Annotated in this window: 17 protein-coding genes and 1 tRNA gene; 3 read left to right on the top strand and 15 right to left on the bottom strand. The window is 69.9% G+C overall.

From position 1 onward, the window contains the following. The first annotated feature begins 274 nt into the window (after window positions 1-274). Entirely contained in the window at window positions 275-973 is a 699-nt protein-coding gene (locus tag GSF22_RS04635; RefSeq protein WP_208811501.1) for a glycosyltransferase family 2 protein, read from the top strand. A gap of 21 nt (window positions 974-994) precedes the next feature. Here the strand turns inward: GSF22_RS04635 and GSF22_RS04630 are convergent, their stop codons facing one another. Continuing rightward, the gene (locus GSF22_RS04630) at window positions 995-1,879 is read right to left on the bottom strand and encodes a transketolase family protein (protein WP_208811480.1); all 885 of its coding nucleotides are present in this window, start codon (window positions 1,877-1,879) and stop codon (window positions 995-997) included. 2 nt (window positions 1,880-1,881) lie between these two features. Further along, a complete protein-coding gene (locus GSF22_RS04625; protein ID WP_208811479.1) occupies window positions 1,882-2,574 on the bottom strand; it encodes a transketolase in 693 nt (230 codons plus the stop codon). A gap of 49 nt (window positions 2,575-2,623) precedes the next feature. On the opposite strand from GSF22_RS04625, the gene soxR reads away from it, so the two are divergent. Continuing rightward, window positions 2,624-3,100: a redox-sensitive transcriptional activator SoxR gene (gene soxR, locus GSF22_RS04620; RefSeq protein WP_244366180.1), complete on the top strand. Its 477-nt coding sequence runs from the start codon at window positions 2,624-2,626 to the stop codon at window positions 3,098-3,100. An 84-nt stretch (window positions 3,101-3,184) separates the two neighbouring features. On the opposite strand, the gene GSF22_RS04615 is transcribed toward soxR, so the two are convergent. Beyond that, entirely contained in the window at window positions 3,185-4,168 is a 984-nt protein-coding gene (locus tag GSF22_RS04615; RefSeq protein ID WP_208811478.1) for an NAD(P)H-quinone oxidoreductase, read from the bottom strand. A gap of 145 nt (window positions 4,169-4,313) precedes the next feature. Here GSF22_RS04615 and GSF22_RS04610 point away from each other — a divergent pair. Further along, window positions 4,314-4,400: transfer RNA gene (locus GSF22_RS04610), tRNA-Ser, on the top strand. A 135-nt stretch (window positions 4,401-4,535) separates the two neighbouring features. Here GSF22_RS04610 and GSF22_RS04605 read toward each other — a convergent pair. The 12 genes from GSF22_RS04605 to GSF22_RS04550 all read right to left on the bottom strand — a co-directional run. After that, window positions 4,536-5,912 carry a tyrosine-type recombinase/integrase gene (locus tag GSF22_RS04605; RefSeq protein ID WP_208811477.1) on the bottom strand — a complete coding sequence of 459 codons (1,377 nt, stop codon included), beginning with the start codon at window positions 5,910-5,912 and terminating at the stop codon, window positions 4,536-4,538. Further along, a complete protein-coding gene (locus GSF22_RS04600) occupies window positions 5,909-6,124 on the bottom strand; it encodes a helix-turn-helix transcriptional regulator (protein WP_208811476.1) in 216 nt (71 codons plus the stop codon). Before GSF22_RS04600 ends, GSF22_RS04605 begins: the two co-directional genes overlap by 4 nt. Then, a complete protein-coding gene (locus GSF22_RS04595; protein ID WP_208811475.1) occupies window positions 6,121-6,288 on the bottom strand; it encodes a hypothetical protein in 168 nt (55 codons plus the stop codon). The genes GSF22_RS04600 and GSF22_RS04595 overlap by 4 nt, the downstream gene beginning before the upstream one ends. A gap of 800 nt (window positions 6,289-7,088) precedes the next feature. Next, a complete protein-coding gene (locus tag GSF22_RS04590) occupies window positions 7,089-9,044 on the bottom strand; it encodes a DUF3987 domain-containing protein (protein ID WP_208811474.1) in 1,956 nt (651 codons plus the stop codon). A gap of 30 nt (window positions 9,045-9,074) precedes the next feature. Beyond that, complete coding sequence (locus GSF22_RS04585) at window positions 9,075-9,398, bottom strand: hypothetical protein (protein ID WP_208811473.1); 324 nt, start codon at window positions 9,396-9,398, stop codon at window positions 9,075-9,077. A 10-nt stretch (window positions 9,399-9,408) separates the two neighbouring features. Further along, window positions 9,409-9,690: a hypothetical protein gene (locus tag GSF22_RS04580; protein ID WP_208811472.1), complete on the bottom strand. Its 282-nt coding sequence runs from the start codon at window positions 9,688-9,690 to the stop codon at window positions 9,409-9,411. Continuing rightward, window positions 9,687-9,932, bottom strand: a complete 246-nt coding sequence (locus GSF22_RS04575; protein WP_244366186.1) for a DUF4326 domain-containing protein — start codon at window positions 9,930-9,932, stop codon at window positions 9,687-9,689. The genes GSF22_RS04580 and GSF22_RS04575 overlap by 4 nt, the downstream gene beginning before the upstream one ends. A 432-nt stretch (window positions 9,933-10,364) precedes the next feature. Beyond that, window positions 10,365-12,569, bottom strand: a complete 2,205-nt coding sequence (locus GSF22_RS04570; protein ID WP_208811470.1) for an FtsK/SpoIIIE domain-containing protein — start codon at window positions 12,567-12,569, stop codon at window positions 10,365-10,367. 21 nt (window positions 12,570-12,590) lie between these two features. Continuing rightward, the gene (locus GSF22_RS04565; protein ID WP_208811469.1) at window positions 12,591-13,001 is read right to left on the bottom strand and encodes a hypothetical protein; all 411 of its coding nucleotides are present in this window, start codon (window positions 12,999-13,001) and stop codon (window positions 12,591-12,593) included. Then, a complete protein-coding gene (locus GSF22_RS04560; protein ID WP_208811468.1) occupies window positions 12,998-13,423 on the bottom strand; it encodes a DUF3307 domain-containing protein in 426 nt (141 codons plus the stop codon). Before GSF22_RS04560 ends, GSF22_RS04565 begins: the two co-directional genes overlap by 4 nt. A 90-nt stretch (window positions 13,424-13,513) precedes the next feature. Beyond that, window positions 13,514-13,690 carry a hypothetical protein gene (locus tag GSF22_RS04555; protein WP_208811467.1) on the bottom strand — a complete coding sequence of 59 codons (177 nt, stop codon included), beginning with the start codon at window positions 13,688-13,690 and terminating at the stop codon, window positions 13,514-13,516. After that, window positions 13,687-14,253 (bottom strand): ABC transporter permease (locus GSF22_RS04550; protein WP_244366174.1); only part of this gene is annotated, 567 nt, incomplete at its 5' end. The genes GSF22_RS04555 and GSF22_RS04550, both read right to left, overlap by 4 nt.

Below are 14,253 nucleotides of genomic sequence, written 5' to 3'. Positions count from 1 at the left end.
GCGACGTGCGGACGACGTCGCCCGGGGAGGTAGACGTGTCGACGCCGCGACATGCGGACGGGAGGGCCCGGGATGATGCCGGCGGGCAGCCGGTCGTAGGGTGACTGTGGGGAGCCGGTGGACCACCCGCCACCTGCGCAGACCCGTTCCAGCAGGCGGTCGGTAGCAGCCCGCCGACAGTCCGGGTACGCGGAGCCACGACGCCGGCTCGTACCCATCATGAGCAGGTCGGGTTAGGCTAGGCCCGACTCATCGTCGCACCGTGGAGATCCCTGTGAAGCTCTCGATCCTGATGCCGGTCTACAACGAGGAAGAACGGATCGCGGATGCCCTGAAGCAGGCATTGGCGGTCGACTACCCGTGCGAGATCGAGCTGGTCGTGGTCGACGACGGCAGCCGGGACGGCACCGGCGAGATCCTCGACCGGGTGGACGACGCCCGGCTTCGGGTGATCACCCACCCCCGCAACGCCGGCAAGGGCGCCGCCATCAAGACCGCGGTGGCCAGCGCCGAGGGCGACTACATGGTCATCCTCGACGCCGACCTGGAGTACGACCCGCAGGACATCCCCCGGCTGCTCGACCCGGTGCTCGACGGGCGGGCCACCGTGGTCTACGGCAACCGCACGTTCGGCAGCCACAGCGCCTACAGCTTCTGGTACGTGATGGGTAACAAGGGCGTGACGATGGCCGCCAACGTGCTGTTCAACTCGTACATCGGTGACCTGGAGACCTGCTTCAAGCTGATGCCGGTGGAGCTGTACCGCTCCCTGGACGTGCGCTCCCGGGGCTTCGGCATGGAGGCCGAGGTCACCGGCAAGCTCCTGCGCCGCCGGATCCGCCCCTACGAGGTGCCGATCAGCTACCGCGCCCGGGGCCGCGAGGAGGGCAAGAAGATCACCTGGAAGGACGGGGTGGAGGCGATCTGGATCCTGGGCCGGGAGCGGGCCCGCCGTCGCCCCCAGGCCGCGTAGGTCAGCTCCTGATCCGACGGCTCAGGCCGGATCCAGGAAGGCGCTGATCGAGTGGCGTAGCCCGGCCGCATCCAGCCCGTGCCACCGGGCGTGGTCGGCCGCGCTGCCGTACCGGTGCAGATCCTCCCGTCCGACACCCAACGACAGCAGCCGGTGCGGACGGTCCGCGAGCGCCGCGTCGACCAGCCGGCTCGACGTACCGGCCAGGTAGGGCTCCACCAGCACGACCTCGGTGCCGGCGAGCGCCCGGAGCCCTACGGTGTCGAACGGTCGGGGCCGGTTGGTGTAGGCCACCGTCACATCCAACCCGGCCACGGCCGCCAGTACCTCGTCGAGCACCGGTCCGACCGCGACCACCAGCGGGGCACCGGCGCCACCCGGGCGCACCACCGCCAGACTCCCGTCACCCGGTCGGGCCCGGTCGTTGGTCTGCGTGGAGAGCCGCAGGTACACCGCCCCGTCACCGGCGACCGCCGTACGCAGCGGACCGGTCACCTCACCGGCGTGCCCGGGTACGTGCACCGTCCAGCCGCCCAGCGTGTCCAGCAGCGCCACGTCCTGCGGGGACATGTGGGTACGCCCCATGCTCGCCCCGTCGTACGACGCCCCGACGCTGACCAGCACCGCCCCCACACCCTGGTGGTCCAGGTCCAGCTTGATCTGCTCGTACGCCCGGTCGACCAGGAACGTCGCGTACGAGTGCACGATCGGCCGCAGCCCGGTCAGGGCCAGCCCACCGGCCACCCCGATCATGAGCTGCTCCCGGATCCCGACGTTGAGTACCCGGTCCGGGTGCCGTCGGGCCGCCGGGGCGAACGCGGCGGCGGAGATGTCCGCGAGCACCAGCGCGGTACGCGGCTCCTCGGTGAGGATCGCCGAGGTCGTGTCGATGAAGGTCTCGCGCACGGTCACTCCTTCGGTTCGGTGACGGCGACCACCACGTGCGGCCGGCGGTTGTCGTGCCCGGTCAGCGCGGCAGCCAGGGCATCCTGGTCGCGCCCGTCGACGGTGACCCCGGTCCAGCCGTTCACGGTGAACCGGCTGGCCAGGCCACCCGGCCAGCCGTGCGTCGCGGACCGGTTGTCGACGACGATGGCGGTGATGCTCGCCAGGCCGGTCGCCCCGGCGTACGCGACCGCCTCGTGGTTGGATCCCTCGTCCAGTTCCGCGTCGCCGAGCAGGACGAAGATCCGGGGCCGGAGCAGTCCCTGCGCCCGCAGGCCGAGCGCGATGCCGACGCCGAGACCCAGGCCGTGCCCGAGCGAGCCGGAACCGATCTCGACGCCCGGCACCAGGAGCCGGTCCGGGTGGTGACCGAGCGGGCTGTCCGGCCCGGCCAGGTCGTCCAGCCAGTGCTCGGGGAAGAAGCCACGGGCGGCGAGGACCGCGTAGTACGCGGCGGGGCCGTGTCCCTTGGAGAGCAGGAACCGGTCGCGGTCCGGATCGTCCGGATGCTCCGGGTCGACGTCCAGTACCCGCTCGTAGAGCACCTGGAGCACGTCGAGGGTGGAATGGGCGCTCGGGGCATGTTTCTCGTCGCCGGTCAGTCGGCGGAGCAGCGCCTCGATGCGCCTGCGGTCCGTGGCGGTGGTGGTTCGCATACGACTAGCCTGCAAGTTGAAGTTCACTTCAACTCAAGGGCGACGTGACATGACGCACGCTTCGGTCTGGCCGGACGGCGCACCGGCGGCAACCGGCACGATGACCATCGGCCAGTTGGCCGCCCGCAGCGGGGTGGCCGCCTCGGCCCTGCGCTACTACGAACGGCTCGGCCTGATCCGTGCCGGCCGCACCGGCGGCAACCAGCGCCGCTACGAACGCGCCGAACTGCGTCGGGTGGCGTTCATCCGGATCGCCCAGCAGGTGGGAGTCTCGCTGGAGGAGATCCGCGAGGCCCTCGACTCGTTACCCGAATCCCGTACCCCGACCGCCGCCGACTGGGCGCAGCTCTCCGCGACCTGGCGGAACCGCCTGGACGAGCGGATCCGGCTCATCGAGAAACTGCGGGACAACCTCACCGGTTGCATCGGCTGCGGCTGCCTCTCCCTTCAGAAGTGTGCGCTCTACAACGCCGGGGACGCCCTCGGCGCGGAAGGGCCCGGTGCCCGGCTCATGCTGCCCCGCTGAGCCGCCGCCGGGCTCATGTCGCCCACGTCGAGCCGTCCTGCTGAGCCGCCGCCCGGCTCATGTCGCCCACGTCGAGCCCGCCGTTCAACGCGACGGGGTGACCAGCAGCACCTTGCCCAGGTGGTCGCTCGACTCGACGAGCCGGTGCGCCCCGGCGGCCTCGGCCATCGGCAGCCGCCGGTCGACGACCGGCCGGACCGTGCCGGACTCCACCAGCGGCCACACCTCGTCGCGTACCCCCCGCACGATCGCGGCCTTCTCCGCGACCGGCCGGGACCGCAGCGCGGTGGCGGTCACCGACGCCCGCTTCGCCAGCAGCGCGGACAGGTCCAGCTCGCCCTTCCGGCCGCCCTGGAGACCGATCACCACCAGCCGACCACTGGTGGCCAGAGCCGCCACGTTCCGGGGCAGGTACGCCCCGCCCATGATGTCCAGGATCACGTCGGCACCCCGCCCGTCGGTCACCCGCCGGGTCACCTCGACGAAATCCTCGGCGCGGTAGTCGATCGTGTGGGCCGCGCCCAGCTCGCGGAGCCGATCATGCTTGCCGGACCGCGCGGTCACCAGCACCGTCGCGCCCAGCGCCGCACCGAACTGGATCGCGAACGTGCCGATGCCGCTGCCACCTCCGTGCACCAGCAGCGTCTCGCCCCGGCGCAGCCCGGCCACCTGCCGGACGTTCGACCAGACGGTGCAGGCCACCTCGGGCAGCGCTGCCGCGTCGACCAGGTCCACCCCGGCCGGCACCGGCAGCAACTGCCCGGCCGGCACCACCACCCGCTCGGCGTAGCCACCCCCGGCGAGCAGCGCACAGACCTCCTGGCCCACCCGCCAGTCGGCCACATCGGAGCCGGTGGCGCTGATCACCCCGGAGCATTCCAGACCCGGGTACGCGGGCGCGCCCGGCGGTGGCGGATAGTGCCCCTGCCGCTGCAACAGGTCGGCCCGGTTCACCGCACTGGCCCGCACGTCCACGATCACCTCACCCGGGCCGGGCTCCGGATCGGGCACCTCGGTCCAGCGCAGCGCCTCGGGTCCACCCGGCTCGTCGACGGTGATCGCGTACATGCTCCAGTCATACCCCACCGCGCCGGTACGCCGCCCGCCGACCGGGTACCCCTAATCTCGTCCCACCCCCGCAGGCGACAGCGGCATCGGTGATCCGGGCATGGCAGACTAGGCACGTCGCGGATCCCTGCGGGGTACCGCGTCGGGAGGGTTCGCCTAGTGGCCGATGGCGCTGGTCTTGAAAACCGGTAAGGGGGCAACCTCTTCGTGGGTTCGAATCCCACACCCTCCGCTCCCCACGCAGCAAAAACGCCCTCTGACCAGTGCGAACACCGGTCAGAGGGCGTTTCGTCATTTGTGAATAGGTCTCACTTCGTCCCGCTGCTACCCGCCGGGTCTCACTGGTCGTGTCGTATCCGTGTCGGCGCTACCCGGCTTCCTCGGTGCCCAACGCACCCTCGATTCGCTTCCGGGCCGCCTCGTCCTGGCCGTCGATGCACGAGGCGTAGACCTTCAGCAGTACGTGCACACTGTGCCCTGCCCACTGCGCGACCTGGGTCGCTGGCACACCAGCGTTGAGCCAGAGCGACACGGCCGCGTGCCGCAGGTCGTACGGCCGATGCGCCAGCGGTGACCACTGCTGGGCGGGTGACAACGCTGTCTCTCGGGCCTGCCGCCAGGCGCGCAGGTAGGTGCTCTTCGACACCGGGGCCACCCGTGCACCAGCGGCGTTGAACATCCGGCCGTGGGCGCTCCGGCAGTGCTCCCGTAGGTGTTGCCGCAGGATGCCGACCAGCTCCGGGCAGGCCGGTACGTCGCGGGTCGCCTTCTTCGCCCGGTGCTTCAGTTCCCGGTCTTCCAACGATGTCCCGCTGTCGCTCCAGTCCATGCCAACCTGCTGCGTCGACCCGCTGAGGTGGAGCCAGCCCCATCCCTCTTCGGGTAGCTCGCACTCGTCGGCGCGCAGGTGGATCACCTCGGACGGGCGTAGGGCGGCGAAGTACATGCAGGCGAAGAAGCCTTCCAAGTGCGGGTCCCGCTTCCGTACCGCCGCGAGCAGCGACCGGGCTTGCTCGGGATTTACCACCACCTTCCGGTCGACCTGATCGGTGTTCTTTGGCGCCCGCCACTGAATGAAGTCCATCGGATGCGCGTCGAGATACCGCAGCTCGACGGCGTATTTCAAGGCGCTGTAGAAGACTGCGCGCTTCCTCGCCACTGTGTTGGCGGCGGCCGGCCCACCGTCAATCCTGGTGGTCAACAGGTCCAGGGCTTTCCGTACCGTCGCCGGGTTGGCTACGTCCGGTAGTGGAAGCGTGTTCGCCTTGAGCCATCGAACAACCTGCGTGAGATCGTCCGGTGGCGTGCTGTTGTCCCGGTCTCGCTGCTGCTTGTTGAAGACCCAGGTGTAGAGGGCGTGGCGAATTTCCGCTTCGTCGGGTGCGCCGCGTGACGTGGCGAGCAGCGCAGGGGTGACGGTGGTGAGCGCGTCGGCGATGCTCTTGCGCTGAGTCGCGGCGGCACGCGGCCACTTCATGTCTACGAACGACACGGCCAGGTCGTACCAACTCCGGCTGTTGAGTTCCCGGGCCATCGGCTCAGGTAGCCCGGTCTTTTCATCGAACGCCGTTCCTTCCCGCTGCGCCACGACCAGTTTCGAACGGAAGCTTTCCGCCAGCGCACCGGTAGCGAACGTTTCCCGGAAGGGCTTATCAGCGACCTTCCACCGGACGGTGTACGACTTCTTCTTTCCGGACAGATCGTTGGTCAGAATCGCGTGAATCCGCACGTTGTAGCTACTCAAGCGGCTGCCTCTTCCTCGTGGTCATCGAGCCAGGCGTCCAGGTCGCGGCGGCGGACGTACAGGCTGCCGTTCGGGTACTTGATGGTTTTGGGCGCGCGGCCGGTGGCCTTCCAGCGGAAGAAGGTCGACCGGGGTACGCGGAGTTCGTCCAGGACTTCGGCGAGGGTGAGCAGGTTGCCGGTGGGGGTGGTGCGCTGCGGGCGGCTGGTCACTGGCGGCTGTCCTTCCTCGGGGTGGCGTCGAGGTAGATGCGGTGCCGGGTGGACGGGGGCCGGTCGGGGTAGGGCCGGCTGGCGCGGTGGATGGTGAGGACGTGGGCGAGAGCGGTGAGGATCGCGGCTGTCTCAGCGGGTGTGCCGTGCAGCCTGATTCGCACGATGACGGCCTTTCTGTTGAAGGTGACCACTTCCGGTGTTTCAGGGGTGAATGACCGCAGAACGCGACAGAACGGCCCGCTGGGAGCGCCGTAGAGCCAAGATCTCGACCTGGCCGGTGTGTAGGCATGCGCCGATCCGGCTGAGGGTTCTCAGCGGGCCGTTCTGGTCGGCGGGGTGCGGTGGTGGGTGCGTTCTGTTGTGGGGAGGGCTGACTCGCGCCAACTGCTAGCAAGAAAGCCGCTTCTTTTACGTCCGCTGCCAGTCTTGCAACTTTTTTACCCCTAGCTCTTCCAGAAATTATTGGCGCGAATTACCGGTACCCCCATACGGGCGGAGGCGCGAGAGTCGTAGCGGCAATTTCAGGCGATTGTGCCTGGTCAGGCAGGATGGTCATGCGCGTCAGTAGACGCAAGTTGATCAGGGGTATTGATATCTTGCGCAATTTCGCGTACGGTTGTCGTCGATCCCGGTCGGCGTTCACGAGTGCAGTCTGTCGGGTTTTCTGGAAGTTTTTCTAAACTCTTTTTAGAAGGGAATCACTATGCTCCAAAGTAATCGGAAAAAAGATTATTGCCCCTTGGCTCAGGAAGATTTTCCGAGCGAAGTTGTGGGGACGCGCCGTGTGTGCTGTCGCTGCGGCAAGCGATGGCCGCACCGCCGGTCGCGTAGACCCTTCAGGCTCCGTGACTAAACGACAGTGACGGATGGCCGTCCGTCGTTCGCCCTGCCAGAACTGCCACAACCGCCAAAACCCCTGCGCCACCGGGGTTTTGGCGGTTGTGGCAGTTCTGGCAGGAGGCTATGCCGACCTTGAAGAGGCCGGTAGCGCGTGGACGGGGGCGGGCAGTCGGTGTACGTCAGGGTGGACGAGGTATCCCGGGGATGGTGGACGTCCGCCGGTACGGGGGCGCTCGGGCGCCTCAAGCTGCCGTAGGTAGCCGTGCGCTTCAAGGGTGGCAAGGGGTCCGTCGAAGTCGCCAGCGGTCGGCAACTGGGCCGACTTGAGCGCCCGGAAGACTTCTCTCTTGGTAAAGGTGGTCGACCCGGTGCGTTCGATCCAGGCGAGGATGTGCCGAGCATTGCGGGTGGTCTTGTCGGTGCCCATGTCGTCGAAGGCGGCCAGGGCGTGGGCGGCGTAGTACTCGCCGAGGATGGCGGCCTGCTCGACGGTGTCGGCGGTGACCGGCTTTCCCCAGCCGTCGCGTAGGTGTTGGGCGAGGTGGATGAGTCCGGCGAGGCGGACCACGGCGCCGGTGTATTTGCTGCCCCAGTCCACGATGTGTCCCCACGCGCCGCCGGGGGCGAGGCGGGGTTCCACGGCCCGTTCGATGTCGAGTACGCGTTCGTTGGCGTCGGGGGTGAGGCAAAGCACGGCGGGGTCGGTCCAGTCGGCGAGGGTGGCGACCATGGCGCCGAGGTTGGCCGTGTAGGCGGCGGCAATCTGCTCCGGTACCGGGTCAGCGCCGATCTTCCGGCGGCCAACGGTGTTCTCCGGCAGGGCGAACAGGATCCGCGCCAGCAACCCTTTGCCCCGGAAGCCGGGCATGTCGGCGATCTCCCGCAACACATCCGGCTGCACGGCCAGACCCAGCGTCAGGGCGGGGTGTTCGACGTGTTCGGGGGCGCGGGAGCGGCGGTTGACCCGCAGCATGTCCCCCGCGTGGCCTTTGAGGAACACTTCCAGGTTCGGGGTACCGGAGTACCGGCCAGCGATGGTGGCGAAGATCCCGCCTTCCGGGGACAGCACGGCCAGGCGTCCGCCCTGCTCGGCCAGCAAAGATGCCGCCTCTTCGCTGGTGACATCGTCGGCCACGAGTTGGGGCAGGGTGGGGACGGTGACGGCGTCGGCGTTCATCGCGGCGGCGGTCGCTTCCGCCAGCAGCGTGTCCCGCCCGGATGCGTCGGCGTTCGCAGCGGCGATCGCGGCTTTCTCCGCTGTCTTGCCGGCGACGCGGGCGGCCAGCTCGGCTTCCACGATCGCGGGGCGGGTCTTCTCCACCAACGCCTTCTCGGCGACCAGCAGCGGGCCGGTCATGGCGGCGAACACGGCCGACTTCCGGGAACCGGGTGGGAGGACAACGACGGTGAACAGGTTGACCGGTTCCCGCCACGATCCGCGTACCTCGACTTCGGCGCGGCCCCCGGCAGCAGTCGACAGGGCAGCCAACCCGATGCAGCCGGCGAGGTCTACCGGGGTTTGGGTGAACTCGGCGACGGCGTAGACCTGCTCGGCAACCCAGTCGGGCAGGACGTAGGCGGGGAAGTCGGGCAGGTGCCGGCGGTCACCGAGGGGGATGATCGGGGACCAGGAGGTGGCGGTGGCGGCCTGGTCGAGCATGGCGCGGCCGGTGGCGAGGATGTCGGCCACGTCGGCGCCCTGGTTGGCCTTGTCGGCGAAGTAGGCGCCGAGGTCGGCGACCTGGCGGCGGCGGGCGTGGTCGACCACGATCCGCGCGTAATGCCCGGCGTTCGCCGTCGTGGGCACCGCCGCTATGAGGGTGTGCAGGTAGGGTGCGCCACCCACCTTGGCGAGGTCGCCGGTTTCGGCGAGCCGGGCAGCCACCGCGATCGGGTCGACCGGGGCGCCAGCAGCGTGCATGGCGCACAGGGTTTCCCACAACAGGCCGTGGGCGGGGCGGTGGAAGTCGACCGGCGCGAGGGTGGCGGCCAGGTCACCCACCACCGCCGGGTTGAGTAGCGCGGCGCCGATCACGGCCTGCTCGGCGGCCAGGTCGTACGCGGGTGGTCGGGTCACAGCAGACTCCCGAAAGACGATGGGGCGGGTTCAGGCGGCGGTGAGGATGCGCAGCGCGGCAGCGATGCGGTCGGCGTTCGGGTCGACCTGGTGGCCGTAGTCGGGGTGGCCGCAGCGGGTGCAGAACTCCTCCCCGGACGGCCAGTGGTGTCCGCCCGCCTGCTGGCACGCGGCGAGGGTGGCGCAGTCGGCGCAGACGGTGCCGGCGGTGGTGGCGGTCCAGCCGTGCTCCCACACCACCCCAGCCCGCGCGGCGGCCGGACTGTCGAAGTGGCGCGGGCCGGTGTCGTCGCCGGTCCAGCCGTCGCCGCAGGCATCGCAGAGGATCTCGACGCAGACCACAGTGCGGATCACGGTTGCCTCCTTACCGGGGGTGGGGTGCGGGTCGACCAGCAAGCGCGGTCCGGGTGACCAGGTCGCGCACGCCGTCGAGCAGGGTGAGCAGTTGGCGGCGGGCGGCGGGGTCGACGTCGGCCAGGGCGACGCGCACCCGTAGTTCCGCGTACTGGCCGCCGGTGTCGCGGGCGACGCGGTTGAGGACGGCGCGGGCGCGGCCGGGCAGGTCGACCACGATCTCTTCGGAGCGGTGTTCGCCGAGGTCGCAGCGGTGCCCACCCGCACACCAATCGGTGTGGCGGCGGGTCATCGGGTGGCCTCGTTGGCGATGCGGAGGAGTTCGTCGGCGTGGCAGGGCTGGTCAAGGGGGCACCAGCAGGCCAGCGTCTTGCCGGCCAGTTCGGCGCGGACAGCGTCGGCGTAGTCGGGGTGTGCGGCTACCCAGAGCCGGAACAGGCGTACCGCGCCGGCCCGGCTTCCAAGGGTGTTGTCCGCGCCGAAGCGGTTGCCCCAGCGGGTGGGGCGGCCGACGTAGACGGCCCCGGTGGGCATGCGCCATCCGGCGGTGCGGCGGCGTTGGATGCGCCGGGCGGTCATCGGGTGCCTGCCCGGTACTCCGTGCGGATGTACTCGATGAGCCGGCGGCCGATGCGGACGCGGCGGCCGGTGCCGTCGCAGCGGGTGCATTCCCGGCGGGTGCGGCCGATCAGCGCGGGGCGGTGGCCGACGCCCTTGCAGCGTCGGCAGTGTCCCCAGGGGGCTATCAGGCACATGATCAGGTATGACGCTGCGTATACGAGGGCGGTGAGGCTAGCGAGCAGGACGATGGGGGTCACGAAAACGCCTCCACAGGCCGGAATGTGGGTGTGAGGGGCTGGCCCGGCTAGGTGTTAGCGGGCTGGCCAGGTATGGGATGGGGTGCTAGCGGGGGTGCTAGGTCTAGCGGGTGGGGTTGCTAGACCTAGCACCCAGCGGCTGTCCGGGTTAGGCGGCTTTGTCGCCCCGGTGCTTGTTACGCTCGGCTACCGCGTCGGCGATGTGCTGCCGTTCGATGCCGCGCCGGTTGGCGCCCTTGCCGGTGGTCGGGTCGGTGCCCCAGACCTGTCCGGTGGTGATCCCGTACGGCTTGAGTGCGGCGGTCAGCTGGTCGCGGGTGAGGTCCCCGTAGATCTCGCCGTTCAGCTCGGCCAGCCGTTCCACGAGGGTTTCGGCCCACACCTTGGGCTCCCCAGCGGGGACGACGGTGAGGATGTCGTCCAGCAGGCTGTCCCGGCGTACTGCCGCAGGGCTGGCCGTCTGCTGTCCGGCGGCGTGCCCGGACAGCGTGCCGGCCGCTTCCCGCAACGCCCGGCCTCGTTGGCAGACGCGTTCGGCGGCGGGGCCGTCGACGTAGTAGGTACGGGTGATCTGCGCGTCGTCGGCGGCGCCGACAAGGTAGCCCATGCCCTTGTCCCGGCGGGTGAACATCGTCGCCCGCACCCCGTTCTTGTACGACGACGTGCCCAGGACCATGTCGTTCTCGACCTGGCCCATGACCCGCAGACAGAACCGGGTACCCACGTTCGCGCTGACCCCGGTCGGCAGGCTCCGGGCGTCCGGCCGCTGCGTGGCCAACATCAGGTGAATGCCCAGGGCGCGGCCCAGCTTGATGACCTTCTCCGCCAACTCCCCGGCTTCCTTGCCGAACTCCGGGTGAGAGAACAGTTCCTGGCATTCGTCGATGGCGACGACCAGCGGATGCAGGCCCAGGTTCTTCCGGGACGCCAGTTCCGGGGTGACCTTGTTCTCCGGACACACACTCTTGGGAAGACCCTTGATCACGGCCGCGCGACGTTGGCATTCCTTGCGCAGCTCCCGCAGCGCGTCCAGGGCCTCTTCAAGGGTGTCGTCGTCGGGACCGGACGCGTAGCGGGTGGCGACCAGGGCGAGCGGTTCCAGGTCGCCGGTTCCCTTCAGTTCGAACACCCGCAACTCCGCCCGCGCGTCCAACGCAGCGGCCAGCAGCGGCACCCGCAGGGAGAACGTCTTCCCGGCGCCGGGAATCGACCCGATCAGCAGGTTCGTGTACATCAGGTCCATCGGGACGTTACGGCCGCGCGGGTCGGTGCCGAACGGGATCGGCCGGAACAGGTCCACCGTCCCCGACTTCAACAACGGCCAGGCGGGCTGCTTCGCGGTGGCCATGTCCTGATCCCCCACCCACAACACCAACCGACCCGGGTGCACCTCCGGCCGACCCTCTGGCCACACACAGCCCAGCGGCCGGGCGAGGCCGGCGGCGAGCCGGTCACGGCGCTCGATCACATCCCCCGCCGTCACACCCGCCGGAAGGTCGATGTCCGCCCGCCACCCCGGACCATCCCGCGTGATCGGTGACGTGAACGCGATGGCCTTCTGCCCCTGCTTCGCGATCGCCTGGTTGATGCCGGCGATACCCAGCACGGCCAGGGCGCTGACCACGACGTGGGAGGTCAGCTTCGCCACCCGGGGCACCACCACCGCCGTGTCGAGCAGCGGCTTGTCGGCGGGCCGGCCGACAATGCCGAACAGACCGACCAGGGTGGCGAGGCTGGCCCACCGCACCCACTCCGGCGCGAACGCCACCAACACACTGCCGACGATGGTCGCGGTGAGTGCGGTGGTGGCGATGATGCCCCGCCACCGCACCCGCCGATCCCGCTGCCGCGACAGCTTCAAATACTCCTCGGCGTTCGCGCGTTGCACGGTGGCCTGCCGGACCGGTTCGCCCTCCAGGTCGAACAGCCACCGCAGACCACCGGAGAGCACCCGCCACACACCCACCGGCGACCGCAACGCCAACCGGCCGGCGTACTTCGGCACCCGCACCGCGTGATAGCCGGTGGTGTGCAACAGATGCCCCACCGCCCAGCGCATCGCATCACACAGCTCGGCACGGGAGCGGATCCAGGCGGGCAGGATCGGCCGACGCTCACCCGCCCGCAAGCTGCCCAGGTCGAACCGCGGGGAGCGTTGCGCGTCCGGGGAATCGACCAACACCCGACCGGCCGGACCGTCCAGGTCGACGGTGTCGGTGGTGGGGTCGGTGTCGTCGTGGTGGCGGGCGGCGCGAGCGGCGTCCAGGTCGACCACGTCCGCATCCGGGGTGGTCAGATCCGCTTCGGCGGCGTGCCAGTCGAACCGGTCGTCAGGATCGTTGTTGCTGGTCATCAGATCTGTTCCCTTTCCGGTTCAGGCAGCGGTGGGGTGGATGGTGTTGAGCAGGGCGAGATCGGCGGTGTCTTTGGGGCGGGCGGTGGTCTGCTTCGATCGGCGGACCTCGGTCAGGGGCGCCCAGGGCAGGCCGTGGCGCCACTCGGCCGTGTCGATCAGGTGGTCGGTGTCCCACCCGGGTAGCCACCGGTCGACGGCTTCGATCTGCAACCGCACGACCTGCCCGTGACCGGACGGGGCCGGCACGGGGCGGCACCGGGTGGTGAGCTGTTGCCAGGCGGCGCCCCGGGCCACGATGTCCAGGTCCCCCAGGTCGTGCCGGAGGCCGTGGGCGAGCAGCGGACCGGACCCGAAGATCACGAAATCGCGGGCGGGTAGGTCCAGGGCACGCAGCATCCGCACCAACGGATGCCCATCAACGGGGTTCATGCGGTCACCACCAGGGCGGCGGCGAACAGGAACCCGACGTGGGCGGACTGGTCCAGGGCGTACAGACCACCACCACGCTCCAGCCAGGCCGGGTCTTTGCCGAGCCAGTCGGCCAGGCGGCGCAGCGGCCGACGCCGGTCGATCACGTAGTGGGAGACACCCGACACGGCCAGCCCGGCGACCGTCTGACCTGGGTCGAGAGCCAGGCCGAGGGTCACGGCGGTGACGGCCAGGGCGACAACAGCGGTAGCGGTGTAGGTGACGACATGGGCGGCACACGCCACCCGGCCACGCCTGCCCGGCGCGCCCTTGCAGGTGGCCTGATGCTGAGTTTGGATCCAGTGGTCGCCGACCTGGTGGGCGGCGTAGAGGGCGATGAACACAGCGGCGAACGCGGCTACCAGGTCGGTAGATGCGAACATGGGGATTCCTTCCCGAGTCTTCGGATCAGGGCAAGGGGGCCGGCGGCACAGCAACGGTTTCCAGGCCAGGGGCCGTGCCGCCGGGCGGAACTACCTGCGGGTGGTGCGGGTGCCGGGGCGGGTGTCACCGGCCGGGCGGTGCTTACTGACCGACCACGTCCGTCCGCTCTTCGCCGATCCGGTGAACCCGTGCGTACCGGCAGGCTTGAACACGTCCGGGTTGGTCGACCACTGGCGTCGGGTGCGTTTCGGTTCGTGAGCGGTCATCGGGTCGGCTCCTCACGCACGAGGTGGGCCAGGGCGGCGCCCATGCCGAGCACGGCCGGGGGCAGGCAGGCAACGGCGGTGGTGATCCACCACGGGGCCGAGGTGATCCCGGCGGCCACGAGCAGGTGATAGGCGACCTGACCGGCCGCGCCGACGATCAGCGAGGTGATCGCGGACCACTTCGCGAACCGGCGAGCCCGCTCGGGTACCCGACCGGACAGCCACACGTACAGGGCGTAGGCGGCGTAGGTTTCCACCCCGATCGGCAGGGTGATCGCGGTGTCGATGCTGAACCCGTCCGCGATGCCGGGCAGCGGGCGGACCACCCCGAACCCGGTGAGTCCACCGAGCCCGACCCAGCCGGACCACACCGCCACGAACGCGGGCAGCGCCAGCAGCACCACCGGCCACACCACCACCGGCCGACCCCTAGCCGGGCCGATCTTCGTACCCGGGTGCCTGACCGCCGTAGCCTGCCCGTTCTCCTCGACGGCCGGCGCCGGGTCGGAGACCTTCGGCCGGTCCACCGGCATGATGCGTACCCGGGTATCCGGGGCGGGTTC

The sequence above is a fragment of the Micromonospora echinofusca genome (assembly GCF_017614955.1).
Taxonomy (GTDB): Bacteria; Actinomycetota; Actinomycetes; order Mycobacteriales; family Micromonosporaceae; genus Micromonospora; species Micromonospora echinofusca_A.
Note: the sequence above shows the minus strand (reverse complement) of the source record. Positions and strands in the feature narration are given on the sequence as shown.

Bases quoted from the DNA above. Each gene is read 5' to 3' on its own strand.
- GSF22_RS04625 (WP_208811479.1), bottom strand. From the start codon at position 2,574: ATGCGAACCACCACCGCCACGGACCGCAGGCGCATCGAGGCGCTGCTC.
- soxR (WP_244366180.1), top strand. From the start codon at position 2,624: ATGACGCACGCTTCGGTCTGGCCGGACGGCGCACCGGCGGCAACCGGC.
- GSF22_RS04615 (WP_208811478.1), bottom strand. From the start codon at position 4,168: ATGTACGCGATCACCGTCGACGAGCCGGGTGGACCCGAGGCGCTGCGC.
- GSF22_RS04580 (WP_208811472.1), bottom strand. From the start codon at position 9,690: ATGACCCGCCGCCACACCGATTGGTGTGCGGGTGGGCACCGCTGCGAC.
- GSF22_RS04575 (WP_244366186.1), bottom strand. From the start codon at position 9,932: ATGCCCACCGGGGCCGTCTACGTCGGCCGCCCCACCCGCTGGGGCAAC.
- GSF22_RS04570 (WP_208811470.1), bottom strand. From the start codon at position 12,569: ATGACCAGCAACAACGATCCTGACGACCGGTTCGACTGGCACGCCGCC.
- GSF22_RS04565 (WP_208811469.1), bottom strand. From the start codon at position 13,001: ATGAACCCCGTTGATGGGCATCCGTTGGTGCGGATGCTGCGTGCCCTG.
- GSF22_RS04560 (WP_208811468.1), bottom strand. From the start codon at position 13,423: ATGTTCGCATCTACCGACCTGGTAGCCGCGTTCGCCGCTGTGTTCATC.
- GSF22_RS04555 (WP_208811467.1), bottom strand. From the start codon at position 13,690: ATGACCGCTCACGAACCGAAACGCACCCGACGCCAGTGGTCGACCAAC.